The 19241-nt window shown below is 60.7% G+C and carries 19 protein-coding genes; 10 read left to right on the forward strand and 9 right to left on the reverse strand.

Features of this window, described 5'->3' with window-relative positions; genetic code table 11:
- Nucleotides 1-15: 15 nt before the first annotated feature.
- The 6 genes from SSPSH_RS13855 (at nucleotide 16) to SSPSH_RS18070 (ending at nucleotide 6765) form a co-directional block, all read left to right on the forward strand.
- Nucleotides 16-1242, forward strand: a complete 1227-nt coding sequence (locus tag SSPSH_RS13855) for a GGDEF domain-containing protein (RefSeq protein WP_084623644.1) — start codon at nucleotides 16-18, stop codon at nucleotides 1240-1242.
- A 93-nt stretch (nucleotides 1243-1335) separates the two neighbouring features.
- Nucleotides 1336-1677 carry an MliC family protein gene (locus SSPSH_RS13860; protein WP_006912437.1) on the forward strand — a complete coding sequence of 114 codons (342 nt, stop codon included), beginning with the start codon at nucleotides 1336-1338 and terminating at the stop codon, nucleotides 1675-1677.
- Between the two features lie 110 nt (nucleotides 1678-1787).
- Nucleotides 1788-3059 carry an O-acetylhomoserine aminocarboxypropyltransferase/cysteine synthase family protein gene (locus SSPSH_RS13865; RefSeq protein WP_006912438.1) on the forward strand — a complete coding sequence of 424 codons (1272 nt, stop codon included), beginning with the start codon at nucleotides 1788-1790 and terminating at the stop codon, nucleotides 3057-3059.
- 495 nt (nucleotides 3060-3554) lie between these two features.
- Nucleotides 3555-4307 (forward strand): Bax inhibitor-1/YccA family protein, encoded by a 753-nt coding sequence (locus tag SSPSH_RS13870; protein WP_006912439.1) that lies wholly within the window; start codon nucleotides 3555-3557, stop codon nucleotides 4305-4307.
- An 83-nt stretch (nucleotides 4308-4390) separates the two neighbouring features.
- Nucleotides 4391-4873 carry a hypothetical protein gene (locus tag SSPSH_RS18065; RefSeq protein ID WP_006912440.1) on the forward strand — a complete coding sequence of 161 codons (483 nt, stop codon included), beginning with the start codon at nucleotides 4391-4393 and terminating at the stop codon, nucleotides 4871-4873.
- 170 nt (nucleotides 4874-5043) lie between these two features.
- Nucleotides 5044-6765, forward strand: coding sequence for a rhomboid family intramembrane serine protease (locus SSPSH_RS18070; protein ID WP_161627841.1), 1722 nt, complete (start codon nucleotides 5044-5046; stop codon nucleotides 6763-6765).
- A gap of 135 nt (nucleotides 6766-6900) precedes the next feature.
- Here SSPSH_RS18070 and SSPSH_RS13885 read toward each other — a convergent pair whose 3' ends face one another.
- The 8 genes from SSPSH_RS13885 to SSPSH_RS13925 all read right to left on the reverse strand — a co-directional run bounded on the left by SSPSH_RS13885 (nucleotide 6901) and on the right by SSPSH_RS13925 (nucleotide 14582).
- On the reverse strand, nucleotides 6901-8034 hold the full coding sequence (locus tag SSPSH_RS13885; RefSeq protein ID WP_006912442.1) for a glutathione S-transferase family protein: 1134 nt from the start codon (nucleotides 8032-8034) through the stop codon (nucleotides 6901-6903).
- Nucleotides 8035-8208: 174 nt separating this feature from the next.
- Nucleotides 8209-8637: a DUF2267 domain-containing protein gene (locus SSPSH_RS13890; protein ID WP_006912443.1), complete on the reverse strand. Its 429-nt coding sequence runs from the start codon at nucleotides 8635-8637 to the stop codon at nucleotides 8209-8211.
- A gap of 355 nt (nucleotides 8638-8992) precedes the next feature.
- On the reverse strand, nucleotides 8993-10369 hold the full coding sequence (locus SSPSH_RS13900) for a CehA/McbA family metallohydrolase domain-containing protein (protein ID WP_006912445.1): 1377 nt from the start codon (nucleotides 10367-10369) through the stop codon (nucleotides 8993-8995).
- A gap of 167 nt (nucleotides 10370-10536) precedes the next feature.
- Complete coding sequence (locus SSPSH_RS13905; RefSeq protein ID WP_006912446.1) at nucleotides 10537-11361, reverse strand: sulfurtransferase; 825 nt, start codon at nucleotides 11359-11361, stop codon at nucleotides 10537-10539.
- A gap of 161 nt (nucleotides 11362-11522) precedes the next feature.
- Nucleotides 11523-11792, reverse strand: a complete 270-nt coding sequence (locus tag SSPSH_RS19265) for a topoisomerase DNA-binding C4 zinc finger domain-containing protein (RefSeq protein WP_202962181.1) — start codon at nucleotides 11790-11792, stop codon at nucleotides 11523-11525.
- Nucleotides 11793-11920: 128 nt separating this feature from the next.
- Nucleotides 11921-12445: a lipocalin family protein gene (locus SSPSH_RS13915; RefSeq protein WP_006912449.1), complete on the reverse strand. Its 525-nt coding sequence runs from the start codon at nucleotides 12443-12445 to the stop codon at nucleotides 11921-11923.
- A gap of 180 nt (nucleotides 12446-12625) precedes the next feature.
- Nucleotides 12626-13792 (reverse strand): hypothetical protein, encoded by a 1167-nt coding sequence (locus SSPSH_RS13920; RefSeq protein WP_021031810.1) that lies wholly within the window; start codon nucleotides 13790-13792, stop codon nucleotides 12626-12628.
- A 193-nt stretch (nucleotides 13793-13985) separates the two neighbouring features.
- The gene (locus SSPSH_RS13925) at nucleotides 13986-14582 is read right to left on the reverse strand and encodes a DUF2585 family protein (RefSeq protein WP_006912451.1); all 597 of its coding nucleotides are present in this window, start codon (nucleotides 14580-14582) and stop codon (nucleotides 13986-13988) included.
- A gap of 198 nt (nucleotides 14583-14780) precedes the next feature.
- Between SSPSH_RS13925 and SSPSH_RS13930 the strand changes: the two genes are divergently transcribed.
- A complete protein-coding gene (locus SSPSH_RS13930; RefSeq protein ID WP_006912452.1) occupies nucleotides 14781-14975 on the forward strand; it encodes a DUF2795 domain-containing protein in 195 nt (64 codons plus the stop codon).
- 69 nt (nucleotides 14976-15044) lie between these two features.
- Here SSPSH_RS13930 and SSPSH_RS18870 read toward each other — a convergent pair whose 3' ends face one another.
- Nucleotides 15045-15218: a hypothetical protein gene (locus SSPSH_RS18870; protein ID WP_153802874.1), complete on the reverse strand. Its 174-nt coding sequence runs from the start codon at nucleotides 15216-15218 to the stop codon at nucleotides 15045-15047.
- Between the two features lie 147 nt (nucleotides 15219-15365).
- Between SSPSH_RS18870 and SSPSH_RS13940 the strand changes: the two genes are divergently transcribed.
- The 3 genes from SSPSH_RS13940 to SSPSH_RS13950 all read left to right on the forward strand — a co-directional run bounded on the left by SSPSH_RS13940 (nucleotide 15366) and on the right by SSPSH_RS13950 (nucleotide 18881).
- Nucleotides 15366-16121: a glutathione S-transferase family protein gene (locus SSPSH_RS13940; RefSeq protein ID WP_006912454.1), complete on the forward strand. Its 756-nt coding sequence runs from the start codon at nucleotides 15366-15368 to the stop codon at nucleotides 16119-16121.
- Nucleotides 16122-16211: 90 nt separating this feature from the next.
- A complete protein-coding gene (dbpA, locus tag SSPSH_RS13945) occupies nucleotides 16212-17600 on the forward strand; it encodes an ATP-dependent RNA helicase DbpA (RefSeq protein WP_006912455.1) in 1389 nt (462 codons plus the stop codon).
- 342 nt (nucleotides 17601-17942) lie between these two features.
- Nucleotides 17943-18881, forward strand: a complete 939-nt coding sequence (locus tag SSPSH_RS13950) for a hypothetical protein (protein WP_006912456.1) — start codon at nucleotides 17943-17945, stop codon at nucleotides 18879-18881.
- Nucleotides 18882-19241: the final 360 nt, after the last annotated feature.

The following is a 19241-nucleotide window of genomic DNA, read 5'->3' on the forward strand; positions in this document are numbered from 1 at the left end:
TCAAGCGCGACGTCCATGTCCGCCTTTCAAGCGCCGATTCGCGCCGCCGATAAGTTGTTAAGGGTCAGCGGCACGCACAGCCGCCGTCCAGGAAACTTCGGCATGGCATATAGCACATCCACCAAATCGTCCCCTGGAACGCGTTTGATCGGCCGATTGCATGGCGCGCCCAGTCAGTCCGAGCGATCTTTCTGGCGATTATTGTTCCGCACGTCGGTCATGGCCGGGGTGCTTCATGCCGCCTTCATCCTGCTGTTTTATGCACTCGACGTTACCGCGCTGACACTGGTCAACATCGGCAGCGTTTTGTTGTACGCATTGATATGCGTTCTGCTTAGCCGGTCCGGTGCTCGGTTCTATGCATTCGGCCTGCTCATCTTCGAAATTCAGACGCATGCGGTATTGGCGTCGTACCTGATCGGCTGGGACGCGGGCTTTCATTATTACGCCATCATCGCGATCCCGATAATAACGCTGGCCAATTACGACAGTCAGCGCACCAAAGGCGCCGCTATTACCGGCCTCATCACGCTGATGGTGGCAACCGATGCGCTACTGCGCGACACGGCGCCGATACACGTACTGCCGGGCTACATACTCGACGCGCTGCATTTTATAAATCTGACCGGACTGCTCACGATTCTCGCGCTCATCGTCGCCTTCTATTCCCGACTGATCACACACACAGAGCACAAGCTGCGGAAGTTGGCGACCACCGATCCGCTGACCGGTCTGCTCAATCGGCGCAGCATGATCGAAATCTGGCAACTCGAACTTGCGACGCAGCGACGTTCAGGCAATCCCTTGTCACTGATCCTGTGCGATATCGACAACTTCAAAAAGGTTAACGACACGCATGGACACGAGGTGGGTGATCGGGTGCTTCGCGCCGTGAGCAACACCCTGTCGAAAGGCATACGACAATCCGACCACGTGGCACGTTGGGGTGGCGAAGAGTTCTTGATTCTCATGATCGGTGCGCCCATTGGAAAAGCCGAACAACTGGCCCACCAGCTCCGCACGGCGATCGGCCAGCTGGTTGTGCCCGTAGACGAACATGAACTAACGATCGCGCTCACATTCGGCGTGACTGAAATACCGGCTCACGCCCCACACTCGCAGGAGGCAGCCATCGCCCGTGCCGACGCCGCGCTTTATGCCGGCAAGCACGCCGGACGGAATTGCGTACGCTGTCAGCCCCATGAAAGTGCTGAAATCTTAACCACAAATGGGGCGGTCTAGCGTGCGCCAGATCCACCGGCGCTTGTCGGCTCGGTCTCAAGTCGCTTCGCACCGTCATGCTGCCCGGAACGCCTACCCTCACTGGAGTCCACCATGGACGGTCGCTATCTTCTACTTTCACTCGCTCTACCTATCCTGCTCGCGGCGGGCTGTGCCCACGGCCCACGCGAACAAACCGCACGTTACGAATGCGATAGCGGCCGCCCATTTACGGTGACCTACCGGGGCCCGGAAACCGCTGTCCTGCAAATGGGGCCCCGTCTGATCGAAATGCAGGCCGCGCCCAGCCCGATCGGTCGTCGCTATACAGGTACTGAATTGCAATTACTGATTCAAACCCAGGGTGACGAACGTCTCGCCACTCTGTTCACTCGCGGCAACAACGACGGTCCGGGCAACATCGTCGAGCAATGCCGCGAAACGGATCGCGACTGATCGGGCCACCGCCGGCTCGATAATCGGTCGCCCACAATTCAAGCGCACAGTCCGCGATCGCATCTCTATACTCGGAGGCCGTATTCAGTCATGCCTGTCGAGACGCGATCATGAAACCGGAAACTATTGCCCTGCACACCGGCTATGCGCCGGACGAACAGCACGCCGTGGCCGTGCCGATTCATCAGACCACGTCCTTTGCGTTCGACAACGCCCAGCACGCGGCCGATCTGTTCGACCTCAAGGAAGTCGGCAATATTTATAGTCGGATCACCAATCCGACTTGCGGTGTGCTCGAACAACGCGTGGCCGCCCTCGAAGGTGGCGTCGGCGCGCTGGCTCTGGCCTCGGGGATGGCCGCGATCACCGCTGCGATTCAGACCATCGCCGAAGCCGGCGATAATATCGTTTCGATCAGCGAACTCTATGGCGGCACCTACAACCTGTTTGCGCATACGCTGCCGCGGCAGGGCATCACCGTACGCTTTGCCGACAAGGACGACCTCGACGCCATGGCCGGCCTGATCGACGCACGCACCAAGGCCGTCTACTGCGAATCGATCGGCAACCCGTCCGGCAACATTGCCGACATTGCGCGCCTGGCCGAGATCGCCCATGCCCACGGCGTGCCGCTGATGGTCGACAACACCGTGTGTTCGCCCATGCTGCTGCGTCCGATCGAACATGGCGCCGATATCGTCGTGCATTCAGCCACCAAATATATCGGCGGCCACGGCACCACGATCGGCGGGCTGATCGTGGATTCCGGGCGTTTCCCATGGCTCGATAACGCCGAGCGTTTCTCGCTGCTGACCGAGCCGGATGTCTCGTATCACGGCATCAACTATGCCAAGGATGCCGGCGAAGCGGCGTTCATCACCCGGGCGCGTGTGGTGCCGCTACGCAACATGGGTGGCGCGATGAGCGCGATGAACGCATGGCTGTTTCTCCAGGGTCTGGAAACCCTGGCTCTGCGCATGGAACGCGTGTGTTTCAACACACAGCGCATCGCCGAATATCTGGACGCGCATGAGCGCGTAGCCTGGGTAAGCTATGCCGGACTATCCACACATCGCGATCACCATCTGGCCGAAAAGTACATGAACGGCCAGGCCTCGGGCATTCTCAGCTTCGGCATTCACGGCGGTTTTGAAGCCGGCGTGAAGTTCTACGATGCGCTTGGTTTGTTCACGCGTCTGGTCAACATCGGCGATGCTAAAAGCTGCGCGGCGATGCCCGCAGGGACCACCCACAGCCAGCTCAACGAAGCCGAACTGGAAAGCGCCGGCGTGACAGCCGATATGGTGCGTTTGTCGGTCGGCATCGAACACGTCGATGATCTGATCGCAGACCTGGAACAAGCACTGGCTGCAGCCACATAAGCTGAACGATCCCCGTTGCCGTCGCTCACGAGGACGTCGACGGGCATCTTCTGGGCCACGGTAACGGCGTTTTATCGGCTCTGAAATTGCCCGATAAAGGGCGGCGTATTCCTATCACTTTCAAACAGGCAAGACCCGCTCTTGTTATTCGCTGCGCACCGATCGCGCGCTACGAAGCACGGTCAAATCGGTTCGCGCTGGCAATAAAATATTAAGCACCAATGGCTTGGGCGCTACTCAAATCGCTCGCAACAGGTCGCGGACGTATGTCGGCGCAAGCCTTAGAATAACGCCCCACCTGCCGTCGGGTTGTGGCGTCACGCGGGCTCTCACGAGCCGCGCATGCCTTTTGCCCCATCCCAGCGCAACGTTGTCGTTGCTTCTGCTTCAAAGCGGTCGCGGTCACAGCAATTCAGGCGGGAAATATGTCTACAACCCAGGCGCAAACATAAACATGCACTATGCACGTTTATCGCCTATCTATTGGAGTCGCGGATGGCTTCCGGCAACCCTGCCCTAACAAAAAAGACTTTCAACACCCTGCCGGCCACCACCGGCGCGCGCATGACGCTCAACGGGACGGTGCACAAGACTGCCATTCTGTTGTTGTTGACCATGGCCAGTGCGTTCGTCAGCTGGCGCAGCGGTTATATGATGCTGGCGCAAACGTACGACCCGATGGGCAGCTTGGGGCCGTGGATTCTGGGCGCGTCGATTGGCGGGCTGGTGGTCGCGCTGGCGATTATCTTCAAGAAACACTGGGCGCCTTTTCTGGCGCCGGTTTATGCCATCGTCGAGGGCGTAGTCATCGGCTTCCTGTCGATGATGCTGGAAATGCAGTTCCCCGGTATCGCGCTGCAGGCAGCCACGCTGACATTCGGCACGCTCGCCGCCTTGCTCATGGCCTATCGCTCGGGGCTTATTCGAGCGACCGAAAACTTCAAACTGGGCGTCGTTTCTGCTACCGGCGGCATCATGGTCGTCTACCTGATCGATCTGGGCATGCAGTTCTTCGGCATGCCGATCGGCTTCATACACGACAGCGGATGGATGGGCATCGGCTTCAGCCTGTTCGTCGTGGCCATCGCCGCACTCAATCTTGTACTCGATTTCGATTTCATCGAAACCGGCGTCGAACGCGGTGCGCCTGCCTATATGGAATGGTACGGCGCCTTTGGTTTGCTGGTCACCCTGATATGGCTCTATCTGGAAATACTGCGCCTGTTGGCCAAGGCCCGTAGCCGCTAGCGGCCACGACGCCGTACCAGGCGCTGGCCGACTTACGAGTCGACCGCGCTATCCAACCGATCGACCAGATAAAGGTTCAACCCATGAGCGCAGACGATACAGTCGAAGACAAAGCCGAATACAAAAAGTCCAGGCTGAGCGAACAGCAGCGACAACGCTTTCCGATCGTGACCGACGCACCCGATACCGATACGGCCCAGACCTATACCGTATTCAGTTATATCGTAAGCGCGATCGGTCTTGTCGCCTTGCTCATCGGCGGCTATTTCATGCTCTTCGGGCCCGAGGTGATTCGCTACAACGTCGTTAGCGGCATGACCTTTCACCAGACCTTGCAGGCTTATCCCGGCCCGATCGCCTCACTGGGCTTCGTCGCCTTCGCCATTGGGCGCGCGATCGGCGGCGCAGCAGACCAAAAACGGGCAAGCGCCCTGAGCAGCGTCGTGGAAACAGCGCTCCAATGCGAGAAAATTGTGCCTGAAGATATCGGCGACGACTATCGTCTGGATATCCAAAAGCGCGAGGACGAGCGGCTCGAGGTCGACCTGGTCCGCGTTGCCGAATAAACCGCCCTAAACACGATTGATACCCAAGCCAGACGTCGTGCCAAGAGCCTTTCGGTAAACTTCATCCTATGCGTGCCGATAGCTGACATTTCGACGCCCGCCACGTTACGCATTCCCGCACGATGAGATGACGGCCCCACCGATATCTTGTGGCCGCCACCGCCAAACGCATGGCCCGACGCCAGCATCGCACGCTCTCGCCTGGACTCATGACCACTTATTCGGACCACGCCCTGCACGCCCACGAGCCGAACTCGTCTACCTGCGATCCGGCCTTTGCCGCTTATCTCGCTGCACAGTTCATCGCCCGCAAAGGCTTTTCCCCGCACTTGAGCGTGTCCGAACTCGAACCGGCACGTGATGCCTGTGACTACCTGTTGCTCAAGCATGACGGCATGCAGCTCAGCGCCGTGTGCATCGTCAATTGCGAAACGGATACGCAGCGGGCATTCGGCCTATCCGCCGAACGGCTACGCGAGCTTGCTGACGGCTGTCGCCGGTACGCGGGGCGGATCGGCTTTTCGAAAATGCCGGTCAGCGTGCAGGTTATCGAAGTGCGTGCACGAGCGCTGGACGCACTGGCACACAAACGTCTGGCCGCATACAAACGGCGCTCGCCGTTATCGAAAAGCTTCATCACCGCATGGGCACTCGATACCACAAACGCCACAGTCTGGACCAACGCACCCATCGCCGCGCGTTGGAGCCAGGGCGGTTGGCTCAAGCATCTGCTCACCGCACCCCGCACGCCGGTGAGCGCGGATGATAACGGCCGACGATTGCTACAGGTCAAAACCGGCTGGCCATGGCTTACGTTCGTGATCGCAGCCACACTGGTGGCGATGTATGGCGTCGAAATCGCCTTCGCCGTACCGCCCGGTGCCGGCTGGTTCTCGTTCGATACCCAGACCCTGTTCGCACTGGGCGGCCTGAACCCCGTTTCCGTCTTTCAGGACGGTGAATGGTATCGCATGGCGACAGCGGCCCTGCTGCATGGCGGCATAGCCCATCTGCTATTCAATCTGGTCGCGCTGTTGCTGGCCGGTTTTTCTGCTGAACGGCTGATGGGCTCGGCGTGGTTTGCCGCCACCTTCGTGCTTGGTGCGGCGGCCGGGGCGGCGCTATCGTTAAGCTTCGGCGCCGCGGGCATGGTCGCTGTTGGCGCATCCGGGGCGATCATGGCATTGCTTGCCGCCGGTTTGATCTGCAGTCTTCGGCTGGTGGACAACGCAGAACGGCTGCAGATTCAGATGCGGCTGATGTTCATGCTGATCCCGTCGCTTATTCCGAGCGCAACCAGTCACGATATCGGCGGCGCTACCGATTATGCCGCCCACTTCGGCGGCGCGCTCGTAGGTACCGTTATCGGCGTACTGCTGCGCATATCGTGGCGGCGCCATGCGGCGACGCCACCCGCCCAGCCGTTGGCGGCTATCATCGCCGGTATAGGCATCTTGCTGGCCGCCTGGTCGCTGACCGCGGTCGCCGCGCACTATCCACGCTACGCCGAGGTGGTCGAATATATTCCCGACGCTCGCATACCGGGGCAGTGGTCGGATCTGTCGGCGGCAGACGCAGCCGATCTGGCCCATGAGTTCCCGGACGACCCACGCGGCCATTACACTCTGGGGCGTACCCTGCTTCTGAAAGCGCGCTACCCCGAGGCCGAACAGGCGTTTCGAGACGCTCTAGCCGCCTACGAAGCACACAGCGACGATTTTCTCGACGCGTTCGAATCCGAAGCGCGTATTTTCATCGCGCTGAGCTTGGCGCTGCAAGACCGTGGCGCCGAAGCACGCCAAGAAGCCGCTCCGCTTTGCGACGAATTCGATACCGGCGATAGAGACGAGGCGCTGACCGCCTATGACCTATGCACGCTGCCCCGCTCGTAACGCCAAGGTGTTGTTCTCGCCGCAGTCGGGGCGTGCGCCTTGATCGCTTCTAGTGGGCCCATTGGCCGCCGTTGACGTCTCGCTTGTATTAGACACGGCCCGACTCATGTCAAACGGCCGAACCAGACCACCCGCCTAATCGAAGCGCCAGACCTCGATATTGTTTTCCCTCGCCACCCGATAGTCACGCCCGGCGGGTACCGCGCGCTCCAGCCCCAGACGCTTGAGCTCTGCCCATACACGTTGGGCGGCCTCTTCATTGAGGATGGCCATCGTATCCGCCGCCCGCTGAAGCACATAGAGCAGATACGGCTCGGCACCGACTTCGATCGGTACGCCGCGATAATGAGTCTGTACCACGCCAAGCCGGCGACGATGCGGTTTATCGGTGACCGGCGCGCCGTCGCCCGGGGCCTGTTCGGTGATCCATTGATCAAAGAAGGCGAGCTTGTCGTCGAGCTCGGGAAAAATGTCCTCGGCGATACAGGAAAGAAACGGTTCCAGCGATGCCGGGATCGCATCGCCGGCGACAAATGCCGGTTCGCTGGCCGGATATTCGACCGTATCCAGACCCGGCGCATTCATGCGCTCTACCCAGCGATACACGCGCGGCGCACGTATTTTCATAATTGCAGCGGGGACCGGATCGCGCCCGAGATGAGCAAACAGCGGCGCGATCAAACCATAATCGGCGATCGACGGACGCGCCCCGAACAGATACGGCATGACCGCGAAATGCGCATCGAGCGTATCGAGCACGGTTTCGAAAGCGCGCTCGATCAACGGGACGGTATCGTTCGTCACCCCGAGCATGGGCAGATACGACTGCATCCGCGCCATCACCTTGTCAGCGACCGCATTACCTGACCCGCTGACAAACGCATGCCGGAGAAAATCCTGCTGCTCGGCCAGATATGACCAGCGATAATGCATGGCGTGCTTAAGCATCGCCTGACCGCCAAAGTATTCGATGATCACAGCGACCACACACTGTAACGGCGTGCCCGGATAGACCGGGCGGGTCGAGCCCTTACGCTCGAAATGATCGATGATGTCGATCGTATCCTGGACGATCTCGCCCTCGGGCGTTTCGAGCACCGGAATAATCGCCCGGCCCAGCGCCGGCGCGATACGCGAAACGAAATCCGGATGCGACGTCGGACGCTCGATATAGGCGATGCCCTGGTTACGCAGATAGCAGCGAGCCTTGCCCGTATAGAGCGAATGCGGCGCACCGTAAAGCACATGCGGTGTGGCTTGAACGGGCATCGGTCCCTGCCGGTCGTTGTTATTCGTGTGCGCTACTTTGCCACAGTGAAATAGCGTTTCGTACATTCATGTTGACAATCGAATGCGGTACCACACGGGGCGAAGGACAGCAGTTGACGGCAATCGGCGCCCGGATCGCCCCGTAGGTTTCAGTATTCCTTCCAGGATCGGCGATTACTGCGCGATCACCGCACGTACGTCCTCGGGCAGGGCCTCGGAAACCTTGGCAACGATACCGTCGTCCAGCTCCCATTTGAGCAGCCCGAAAACCGCGCGCGAGGCGCGTTCGACATCTTCGCCCTCGAGATTGTCACCTGCCGACACCACGGCAGCATTCCAGTCCGTCGCTCGGCGATACTTGGTCGGTGTTTCTGCGGGCACGTAACCATCGTAGTAAACACCGCGTACGAGAAGCGGCAGTTGCGCGCCCAGATTCGCTGCCAGATCCATCGGCAGCCGATCGCGTAGCGTGGTCAGAACCGAACGCAGGGCCTGGAAAGCAAACTGCTTATCGTGGGTGTCCATATCCGCCATGATCGCGCCCAACCAGCGATTGGTTTGCTGAACCGAGGTGTCGATCGTGGCCAGCCCCAACTCCGGCATACATACTCCATTTTTCGTTGATCACATGAGCGGCGCCGGGCAGACGCCGTTCGCGAGACCGACCCTGGCGCGATATCGGCGCGGGATCAATCCGCATTCCAACGTAGTCGGTTGCGGGCCCCGCTCGCACAACGCAGATCAAATCGGCGCTGGCTGTTGTATGCCAGTGGCGGGCTACGCACGGATGACGCTTGTACGGCCGATGCTGTCGAACGCGTTCAGCCAGGCCCACTGCGGCGATGGCGAGTTCCCGCTCGTCACCCACCGGGTGCTCGCCGGCTATCTTTTAGCCATGGTGCCGGCCGCGACGGGAACACGACCATGACCCGGCCGGTATCGCCTTTTCGAAGATTCTCTACTGCGGACGCGCCTGAACCCAGACCGGGCTTGTGTAGGCTAGCGATTCGCCGTCGGCGTTGGCCACACGCACGAAATACCAGTGCTCGCTATCAACCAATACGGGCAATGCATGGCTGAGCTGATTCCCGGTGGCCGTCGCCACGGGCCTGCCAAGACCGGTGTCGTTACTGGCCGCACGGGCGACTGGACCGCTGTAGAGTTCCAACGTGCCGTTGAAAGGCAGACCGTTGGCCGGCACGACTTCTACCGTCAGCGGCACTGTCATATCGGCCATACACCGTAGCCGCGACCCCATGGGATGTCCTTCGGCGCGCATGAGGATACGCAGATCGCCTGTATCGTCGCTGCTTGCCAGCGCATACATGCGACGCGCTTGCATTGCGCTCTTCAAGTCGGCTCTGTCGAGCGATGGAGCCAAGATGACGGTCTTGCCGTACGTCGGCTCGCCCCAACTTCTGTCGTGGACATCTTCGCCGCCGACGGCACCCACATGCCAACCGGCATCGAGCGCGGCGCCATAGTAGCGCGCATAGCGATCGTCGCCGCTGTCATCGTTATAGAGCTCCATACCGACCATCTGATCGTCGACAAAGGCTTCATAGGCGAAGTCGTTCCAATTGCAGGCCGAATCGCTATCGCCCAAGCATTTGTCGCCAGGGTGATTGAATATGCCCAGTCCATCTGCCCCGCCGCCCAAAGGCGTTGTTCCCGGTATTTCCTCCGACCCAGGCGCACGTACCAGCCAACGCCAGAACGGATCCATGGTCAGCAGGTAACCGCCATCGAACTTGGCGTTGGTAAAGTTCGAAGAGAAGAACACGTTGATATGGCCGAACCGATCGGACGTCCATTCGAAACCGCGCACCGCAATGAAATCTTCGCGGGTATCGGCGGCCGCCATCTCGCCGGTAATCTGCCATTTGCTGAATCCATCCGGCGCAGGCACAAAACACTGCAGCACGCCGGATAACGATTCAAAGCATTCGCTGCCGATCGAGAAATACAGCAGGCGATTGAGCGTATCCGAGTGGTCGCTGACCATCATGAAGTCCAGGCCGTGTTCGGCGCCGGCCTTGAACGCATCGTGCGGCGTGGCATCGATAGCCCCATCCGAATAGCTCGTATGCTCGTGCACCGCGCCGCGCCATGGTTTGAGATCGGCAACCGCGGAGCCTTCGTACGGATCACAGACCAGCGATGCCTCATCGCCTTGCGAATCGTCGCCGTTGCTGCCGCCCGTGCCCGGCGTGCCTTCGCCTTCGGGCGTTTCGCTATCCCCGTTGGAGACAAGCGAAACCGCTGAATCTTCATGACATCCGACAAGTGCCGCGCATAGCGCCAGCACCCCGATGAGTCCCGATATCCGCCGCATCGCTCCCCCGCAATGAACGCGTCAAAGGCACAAGCCTAGCCAACGCTGATGGCGGTTTCGTGACGTAGCCTTGGACGCGCCCGGCAGGGCCGGATTAGCGCGCTCGACGCTGAGCATGGCCTATTGCATGCGCCCCTTGAATCGCTACGCCCGCAAAAGTGTGTATATCAAGCCGCACCGGTAGCCACAGGGCGCGCGGGGTCGCTGCTCCAGGCACTCCAGGAGCCCGGGTACAACCGCGGCAACGGGCGGCCCGCCACCGCACTCGCCAGAATCAGCTGACAGGCACTGATACCGGAACCGCAATAACTGATCGTGTTGTCGCCGGCGGGCAACGCCTGCGACAGCGCATCGGGCGAGAGAAAATGCGAGCCGGTATCCAACATCGAGGCAGCCGGCACGTTGCGTGCACCGGGAATATGCCCGGCGGCGGGATCGATCGGCTCATGCTCGCCGCGAAAACGCTCGCCGGCGCGCGCATCGAGTAATACCGCGTCGCCGCGCTCGACGTCTTCCGCGGTCGCGATGAGATCGTCGTTGAAACGCGGCGTCCACGCGCTCGGTGTCGGTCGTGGCATATCAGTTGCGACCATTTGATCGCTATCGCGCCAGGCCGGCCAGCCACCGTCGAGCACGTGGACCGACGGGTGCCCGGCCCAGACCAACATCCACCATGCGCGGGCGCCCGCCAGCGCGCCGCCCTGATCGTCGTAGATCACCACCGGCACCTCCGGCGTGACGCCCCAGCGACGCAGCTGCGCGGTGAATGTAGCCGTGTCCGGCAGCGGGTGCCGACCCCCCTCTCGAGTCGGCGGTGCCGACAGTTCCCGGTCCATATCGGCATGTAACGCACCCGGCACATGACCGTGTTGCCAAAGCGCACGGCCGGCGTCGGCATCGTCGAGGCGTGCTCGTGCATCGAGCACGACAACATCACGCCCCTCAGCCATCCAGGCTGCCAGCGTTTCGACATCGATAAGCACGTTTTCCATGGCCAGTTCCTGCAATCAAACGGCTCGCCGCCGCGTATCAATCGGACCACGCCAAGGTAGCATCGGCGTACATGGCGCAGAATGGAACGCAGGCCCTGCGACGCACTGTCCGGTACCTGGAAACACCAATCGCGCGCACCAGTTCGGTAGCGGCGATGGCGCTAACTTGCCTCGGCTTCGGCAAAGCGTTTACCACGACAGGCCGGAAACCGCGTACAACGCCAGAACGGCCGCTGTGTCTTCTTGGCAGTTCGCAGCGTCATCTGCGCGCCGCACAACGGGCACAACGAAGCGCGATCGGCAGCGATCTCGTGCTGGGGCGGCATCGCCTGCGGATCGACAAACGCCGGCAATGGGCTCGCGTCGAGCCAGTAGATCGAATTCTCCCGGCAAAAATCCCGTGCAGCCTGGGTGAGCTCTCCTTGCCCCAAGCCAAGACTCTAGACCGGGTCAGGGGCTGCAATACGCCGGCCGAGCAGCGTTCGCAGCTTATTGGCGCCCCTGTTCGCTGCCCCATGGCGCCAGCTGTCGTGCGGCGCCGCAGCGCAATAGAACACTCTTAGCTGCGCCCTGTCTTCTGCTGAGGCACGACGCGCAGGTGCGCGGGGTTATAACCGATCCGGGCGACTCGCTCGACGAGACGATTGTAGTCGTTGCTTTCGATGCTCGGTTCGCTGGACATGATCCAGACGAAATCAAGACGTTCGCGCGCAACAATGGTATGGCGGTAGTCGTCGGATACGTAAGCGATGACGAACTGCATCTTGATCGGCCAGATGAACTGCATCGCCCATACCGCGTTGCCGGTTTCGGGTACGACAAAGCCGGTCGGACGCAATGTCTTGAGCTTGCCACCGAAACCGTCTTTCCGGAACGTGAAAGTGACGTCGATCCGACGATCGCCGCCACGCCGATAGCGTTCGACCGAATTGTGGGCCGTGCGCGTGATCGAAGGGGGTTTATGCGCGATGACATACCAGTCGCGCATATAGCGATCGAGGTCGACCAATTGAGCGCGCGGGAAATCATCGCGCGGCACGATACTCTTGGCACTGAACCCGAACGATCGTTTCATGAACGACATGAGGCCGCTCCTTGTGGCGCTATCGGGGCTGCTATCGGCCGACAGCGTAAATGGATAGCCCCACTATTGGCGGTTCACGACGACGCTTCAATCAGTTGAATTGCCGAGTCTGTTGACCTGCACGACGGATCGCCGGGCTCCGTATGGCTTCGCCCGGCCTCAGCAACGCTTGATACCGCGCTACGGTTTTTCTTCGTTCCCGCTTTCCGACTCGGCAGGCTGTGCTTTCACACAATCGGCGATGGCGTCGAAATCGAAACCACGATCGAAACGGTTTGCACAGAACTGCCAGCGTGCACTCGCCAACTCGCCACTCTGGCGTGCGAAGTCTTCGAGTGCCGCGTACTGCTTTGCCATCTCCTGTTCGAATCTATCGAGCGTCGAACGGCCACTCTCCGGCGCTTTCGTATCGCTATCGTTTTCACGCGCAAACATGTCGGAGTATTCGCCGAACTTACCGCGCAAGGCGTCGCTGAGCTGCTGGGCCTTGAGTTTCAGGCGCGTGAGCGTATCGCCGTTATGATCGGCCGCATACTGAGCGCTGAGCGGGCAATCGGCGCGTAGCTGGGGCACCTCGTTTTGCTTGAGCAGGGCCATTCGGTCATCGATCAACCGGGACTGGCCGGTGTCGGCCGGGCTCGTGCTGGTCGGAAACGCATCCCCGGCAAGAAAATCGATACGGTCTTTCGTTTTTGCCGCCCATACGGCCTCTTCGTAGCCACAGCCGAAATGCGCGAGATAACCACGGACATAGCCAGGAGCGATGCCGTCGTTGAGTGCCGCAAACGCCAGATCGCGGTAAGCCGCTTCGTAGCTCTTACCCTGCTGGATTTGGGCCATGGCCACCGCTGCCGCAAGACCGGGGTTGTCGCTCACAGCATCCGGGTCGTCACGATAGGTTCGTAGAATCGCTTTCTGGGCCGCCGGGGTCTGATGCAGCGCCAGTGCCGAGGCCATGCGCGCCGGGCCGTCATAGAGCAGCGCCACATAACGGTCGGTCTGTTCGTCGTCCAATGTCTCGAAACTGGCACAACCTGAACGCTCGGCTTGCGATTGCGGATCGGCTGCGTCGGCGCCGACGCGAATATCATTCAACCAGCGCGTGACGGCTTCGTCGCTGCCGCCATTCTGCAGCGCCTGCACGCGCGCAATCAGCGCATCGCCACTTGGGCAGCGCGTATTATCGCTGGCCGCGGCGCCCGGCGCTTCAGCATCGGCTGCCGCGGTCGTTTTCTCGTCGTCGTCGCCCGCGCCGCATGCAGCGAGTGCGTAGATACAGGCTATGGCGATTAATGCACGGGCGATGGTTCGTGACGTATGGGGAAAGCGCGGGTTCAAATCCGGCATGGCAGTGGACTCGAGCGGTTGATGCGACGAATGACAATGCATCATCGCATGCGCGCGCCGTGCGTCATTCTAATTTCGCAACGACGCGCCCAACACAGACGATACTCATATCCATACGGCATGAGCGCCGAAACGGCTGCAGCCATACCGACCGAATTCTGGGCTGTGCATGGCCCGGTTCACGATATTCAGCCTAGCCGCCGGCCTGCCACTGGTTGATCGCCTCAAGCGGGTAGATGAGCTGAATGATATTGAGCGTGAGATTGTCGCGAATCGCGAAAAGCAGCAGGCATTCCATGGCCACCACCAGCACCAGTGAAACGCGTACCGGCGCGATCCGCGCAATCGCTAATCCAAGCGCCATAGAGAGCGTATCGCCTATCGAATTCACAACGCTGTCGCCGAAATAACCGGCAGCAAGCGCGGTTTGACGATAGCGATCCATGATCAACGGCGTGTTTTCAACCAGTTCCCACACCGCTTCGACCCCGAACGCGATGAGTACCACCGTACGAAACGGCGCGCCTGCGAGCAGCAGCGTGATCAGCGCATAGAACAACAGCCCGTGCTCGACGTGGGTGAAGCTGTACCAATCGGTCAGATGCTGCGACGTTTGCGGTCCGGATGCGGCCCCGTGCCATAGCGCCACATAGCCGCATTCGCAGATCAGTGGATGCCCCATGGCCAGCAGCGCGAGCGCTTGTGCACAAAGAATAGCCAGCACGACGGCCACGCAGAGCGGCGTAGCGGGCGTGCGCATATGTCGCGCATCGAACAAACCGGATCGCATCACGTGGGCCCTGCTCCTATGTGCAATCGCCACACGACAACGACTGCAACCTTCCTATTTCGGGTCTATTGTGCTTGAACATGCACCTTGTAGCGGTTTATACGTGCGGGCCGTGCAATGACTGCGCAGAACTACGGACTGACCAGGCCGGCGAAGTCTGTTTGGCTGACGCTGTCGATTTTTTTCGAAGGAGTTCCCATGAGCAACGATCCCATCAATCTCGCCGCCTATCTCGAAGGTGCGGACTTCCCTGCGACCGGCGGCGAACTTGCCGGCGTTGCAGCCAGTAACGGCGCGCCCGACGATCTGCTCGAGCAGCTGCGTTCGTTCGAAGGCGACCATTTCGACAACGCCAATGCGGTGGTCGAGGCGCTGGGCCAGAACGCGTCCTGACCGCGGTACGGCCTTGCGCGCCTGTCGAGACACACCGCACTCCCTACCTCGGGAGCGGTTCGGGCCGCGCTAGTTGAACAACTGGCCCATGCCGCTTGCGTTCATCACGTGCGAAACGATCATTTCTCGGGCGATCGAATCGTGGGTCAAGGCCCAGCGGTTGCCACGGCGTACCAGTGGCAACTGCCCTTCGAAGCGCGTATCGGGCAGTCCGCTGGCCTCGCCGAGGGGATCGCGATTCATCCGCATCGTGATCGAAACCGGACAATCGTAGGTCGTCTCGCCGGACGCTTCCGGGTCGGTTTGTTTGCGTGCCGAGTTCTGACCCGCCTGCCGCTGCAAATAGTGCCGTTGCGGCCAGGTGACTATTTACCACCCAGGTGATTCGCTATGACCCTGCACCTTTACGCCCATCGTCTGTCGCAACCCAGTCGCGCCGTCGAGATCCTGTTGCGCGAGCTGGATATGTCCTATACCTGGCACGAAGTGGATTTCGCCAACGGCGAAACACGCGAGCCGTGGTTTGCGAAAGACATCAACGCCTTGCAGACCATCCCGGCCCTCGTCGTATCAGCCGAATCAGCCACCGACGATAAAACCGAGGCCGGTATCGGCGAAAGCCACGCGATCATGCGCTACCTCTGCCGTGTCGCACCCGATCGCGATCACGCAGCGCGCTGGTATCCGGCGGAGGATGCGCTATCAAGCGCGCAGGTCAATTTATGGATGGCGTGGCACCACAACAATGTGCGTGCCTACGACATGTTCCACGACATCATGAATCTGCACCTGACACTGCCCATGCTCAAATACGAGCTACAGGAAACGGCACTCAAGCCTTTGCAGGACGGCTTGCGCGGCGGGCTGGCCACACTCGAACAGCATCTAGAAAAGCACGCCACGAGCGAGCCGACACTATGCGGTAGCGCGCATCCCACTCTCGCCGATCTCACTATCGCGTGCGAGCTGTATCAGATCGTCGCCGTGGGGTATCGATTCACACGCTTTCCGAACATCGCACGCTGGCTAGACAACATCGCGCGGCGCCCGCATTTTCAGGACGTCTCGCAAGAAATCGTCGAGCAGGGACGCACGATTCGCGAACAAAGCGGCGGCTATCTCGATCTCGATAAGGCATTTGCCTGAGCACCGGCCAGAATCGGGCGGGCCATTGGAAGCGATCATTCGTTGGCACGCCAAGCGCGCCGCCAGGCGAGTGCCGTGCGATCATGTCGCATGAACGACTTCTCGACCCTGGCGCTACGGCGCGAAATTATCGAAAGCGCGACCGCACGCGGCTTCGAGCGCATGACTCCGGTTCAGGCACAGACCCTGCCTGCCATACTGACCGGCGACGATGTCCTGGGTCAGGCTGAGACCGGTAGCGGCAAGACTGCCGCCTTCGGTTTCGGCTTGCTCAACAAGCTGGCCGTCGAACGCGCCGAAACCCAGGCGCTAGTACTCTGCCCCACCCGCGAACTGGCCGATCAGGTCGGCCAAGCACTGCGCCAGTTTGCCGCCACGATCGCCAACGTAAAGCTGATGACGCTATGCGGCGGCACGCCGATGCGGGCACAGGTGAATTCACTCGCCCAGCCGCCGCATATCGTTGTGGGCACGCCGGGACGTGTACTGGCGCATCTGCGGCGCGAAAGTCTGCATACGCATGCCCTGCAAACGCTGGTGCTCGACGAAGCCGATCGCATGCTCGACATGGGCTTCATCGACGATATCGAAGCGATCGTGGGCTGTTTGCCAGACGAGCGCCAGACGCTGCTGTTCTCCGCGACCTGGCCGGACGCAATCCGCGAAGTATCGACCCGACTACAGCGTAACCCGAAACAAATTACCGCCAGCGCCGATCGCCAGCCGCTACGTATTACCCAGATATTTCATCAGGTCGACGATGCCGACAAACTCGTCGCGCTGGAGCAGGTACTGGCCGATACGCAGCAACGACACAAAGCCTTCACCCAGGCGCTGGTGTTCTGCAATCGTCGCGACGATGTCGATCGTGTCTGCGCCCATCTAAACAAACGCGGTGTAGCCGCGCTCGCGTTGCACGGCGATCGCGAGCAACGCGAGCGCGACGAAGTACTGCTGCGCTTTGCCAACCAGAGCTGTGCCGTGCTTGTCGCCACAGATGTCGCGGCCCGCGGCCTGGATATCGCATCGTTGCCGCTCGTGGTCAGCGTTGACCTGGCACGCGATATCGATACCCATACCCATCGTATCGGTCGTACCGGCCGGGCCGGCGAAGCCGGACGCGCGGTATCGTTCTGCACGCCGCGCGAACGTGATCGCGCCGAGCGTATCGCCGCCGCTGGCGGCTTTCGGCTGAACTGGTCGCGCTGGCCGGAAACGCAGGCCTCGGCCCGTGCACAGCCGCCGATGGCGACGCTGGTCGTTCAGGGCGGCCGGCGCGACAAACTGCGGCCGGGCGATATTCTCGGTGCGCTCACCGGCGAAGGCGGATTGACTGGCGACGACGTCGGCAAGATCGAAATCACTACCGTACGCAGCTATGTTGCAGTTGCGCGTGCGAAAGCCGTACCGGCGCGCGATCGCCTGCGCCAGGCGGGGATCAAGAAGCGTCGTTTTCGTGTCGGCGTGCTGGACGACTGAGGCGCACCACGTCAGATACCGAACGACGCGGGCGGACAACGTCCAAGACCGGATCTACGGCGAATTGGTGCATCGGATGAGCCGCTGGACCCCGTTTGGCCGGCCGGTAGGCGGTATTGCGCCGTAAGGAAAACCAGGCCGGGCACGGCCCCTTTCGTTGCGTGACAGAGGCCCCGGCTACGCCGAGTCGACGACCGCCGCGCTGTAAATAAAGCTCAAGTGATCGCTCGTTCTGCCGTTGACTGCTGTTGAAGCCGCTCGTTGCCGGCCGTCTGGGCAGATGCCCGCGGCGCAACGCCCACATTTGCCGTTCGACCGCCTTGACTCGTTGGAACCCGGAATATGACCACGACCGCCGATACCCCCTACCGTCTCGTCACCCGTAGCGACTTCGATGGCCTGGTATGCGCCATGTTGCTGAAAGAACTGCAATTGATCGACGACATCAAGTTCGTCCATCCGAAGGACATGCAGGACGGCAAGATCGATATCAGCGATCGCGATATCACCACCAACCTGCCCTATGTCGAAGGCGTGCACCTGGCGTTCGATCATCACTCCTCGGAAACACTGCGCGTGGGCAAACGCGACAATCACGTCATCGACCCGAAGGCCCCGTCGGCTGCACGCGTGGTCTACGACTACTACGGCGGCAAGGAACGTTTTCCGCGTATTTCCGAAGACATGATGGAAGCCGTCGACCGCGGCGACTCGGCCAACTTCAGCAAGGATCAGGTGCTCGATCCGCGGGGTTGGGACCTGATGAACTTCATTATGGATGCGCGCACCGGCCTCGGTCGTTTTCGCGAATTCCGTATCAGTAACTACCAGCTGATGATGGAACTCATCGACTACTGCCTGCACCACTCGGTCGACGAAGTGCTGGCTCTACCCGACGTCAAGGAACGGACCGACCTCTACTTCGAACAGCAAGCGAAGTTCGAGGAACAGGTCAAACGCTGTGCGAGCGTGTACGCCAATCTCGTGGTTCTCGACCTGCGCGACGAAGACAGCATCTGGGCCGGCAATCGCTTCATCGTCTATGCGCTGTTCCCCGAAACCAACATCTCCATGCACGTGATGTGGGGCTTTCGTCAGCAGAACACCGTATTTGCGGTGGGCAAGAGCATTTTCGACAAGTCGTCGAGCACCGATGTCGGCGAGCTGATGCTCGAATACGGTGGCGGCGGCCATGCAGCGGCCGGCACCTGTCAGGTCGACAACGCCAAGGCCGAACAAGTGCGCGAGGAACTGATCGAGCGGATTACCGCAGACGGTTGAGTCGGGGCATCAGGCCTCGCGTGCGGCCACCACGGCGGTTGCACTATCCGCGCCGCTCCGGCGGCCAAACGGTTTAAGCCACGCCACGATCCGGCACCCAGCGCATCGCGCCCGCGGCGCGCGAAATACGGCAACCCCGCCGGGGAACGAGCCGGTTCCGACGGCCAGCCTACAACGCTGCCTGCCGCGCTTGTCGCACGCGCCCCAAACGACCCACGAAACGCTCAGGTAACGGTGTTCCGAATCTAAAACCTTTGGTTTTCAAAGAAACCCCGTCTCGGTTAACGAGAACTTCATATCGCCAACACATTCTCTTGTCTCATTTTTACAAAGGGGATCCTGATTAGCCTCGAAACTCAG

Source organism: Salinisphaera shabanensis E1L3A (assembly GCF_000215955.2).
Lineage (GTDB): Bacteria > Pseudomonadota > Gammaproteobacteria > Nevskiales > Salinisphaeraceae > Salinisphaera > Salinisphaera shabanensis.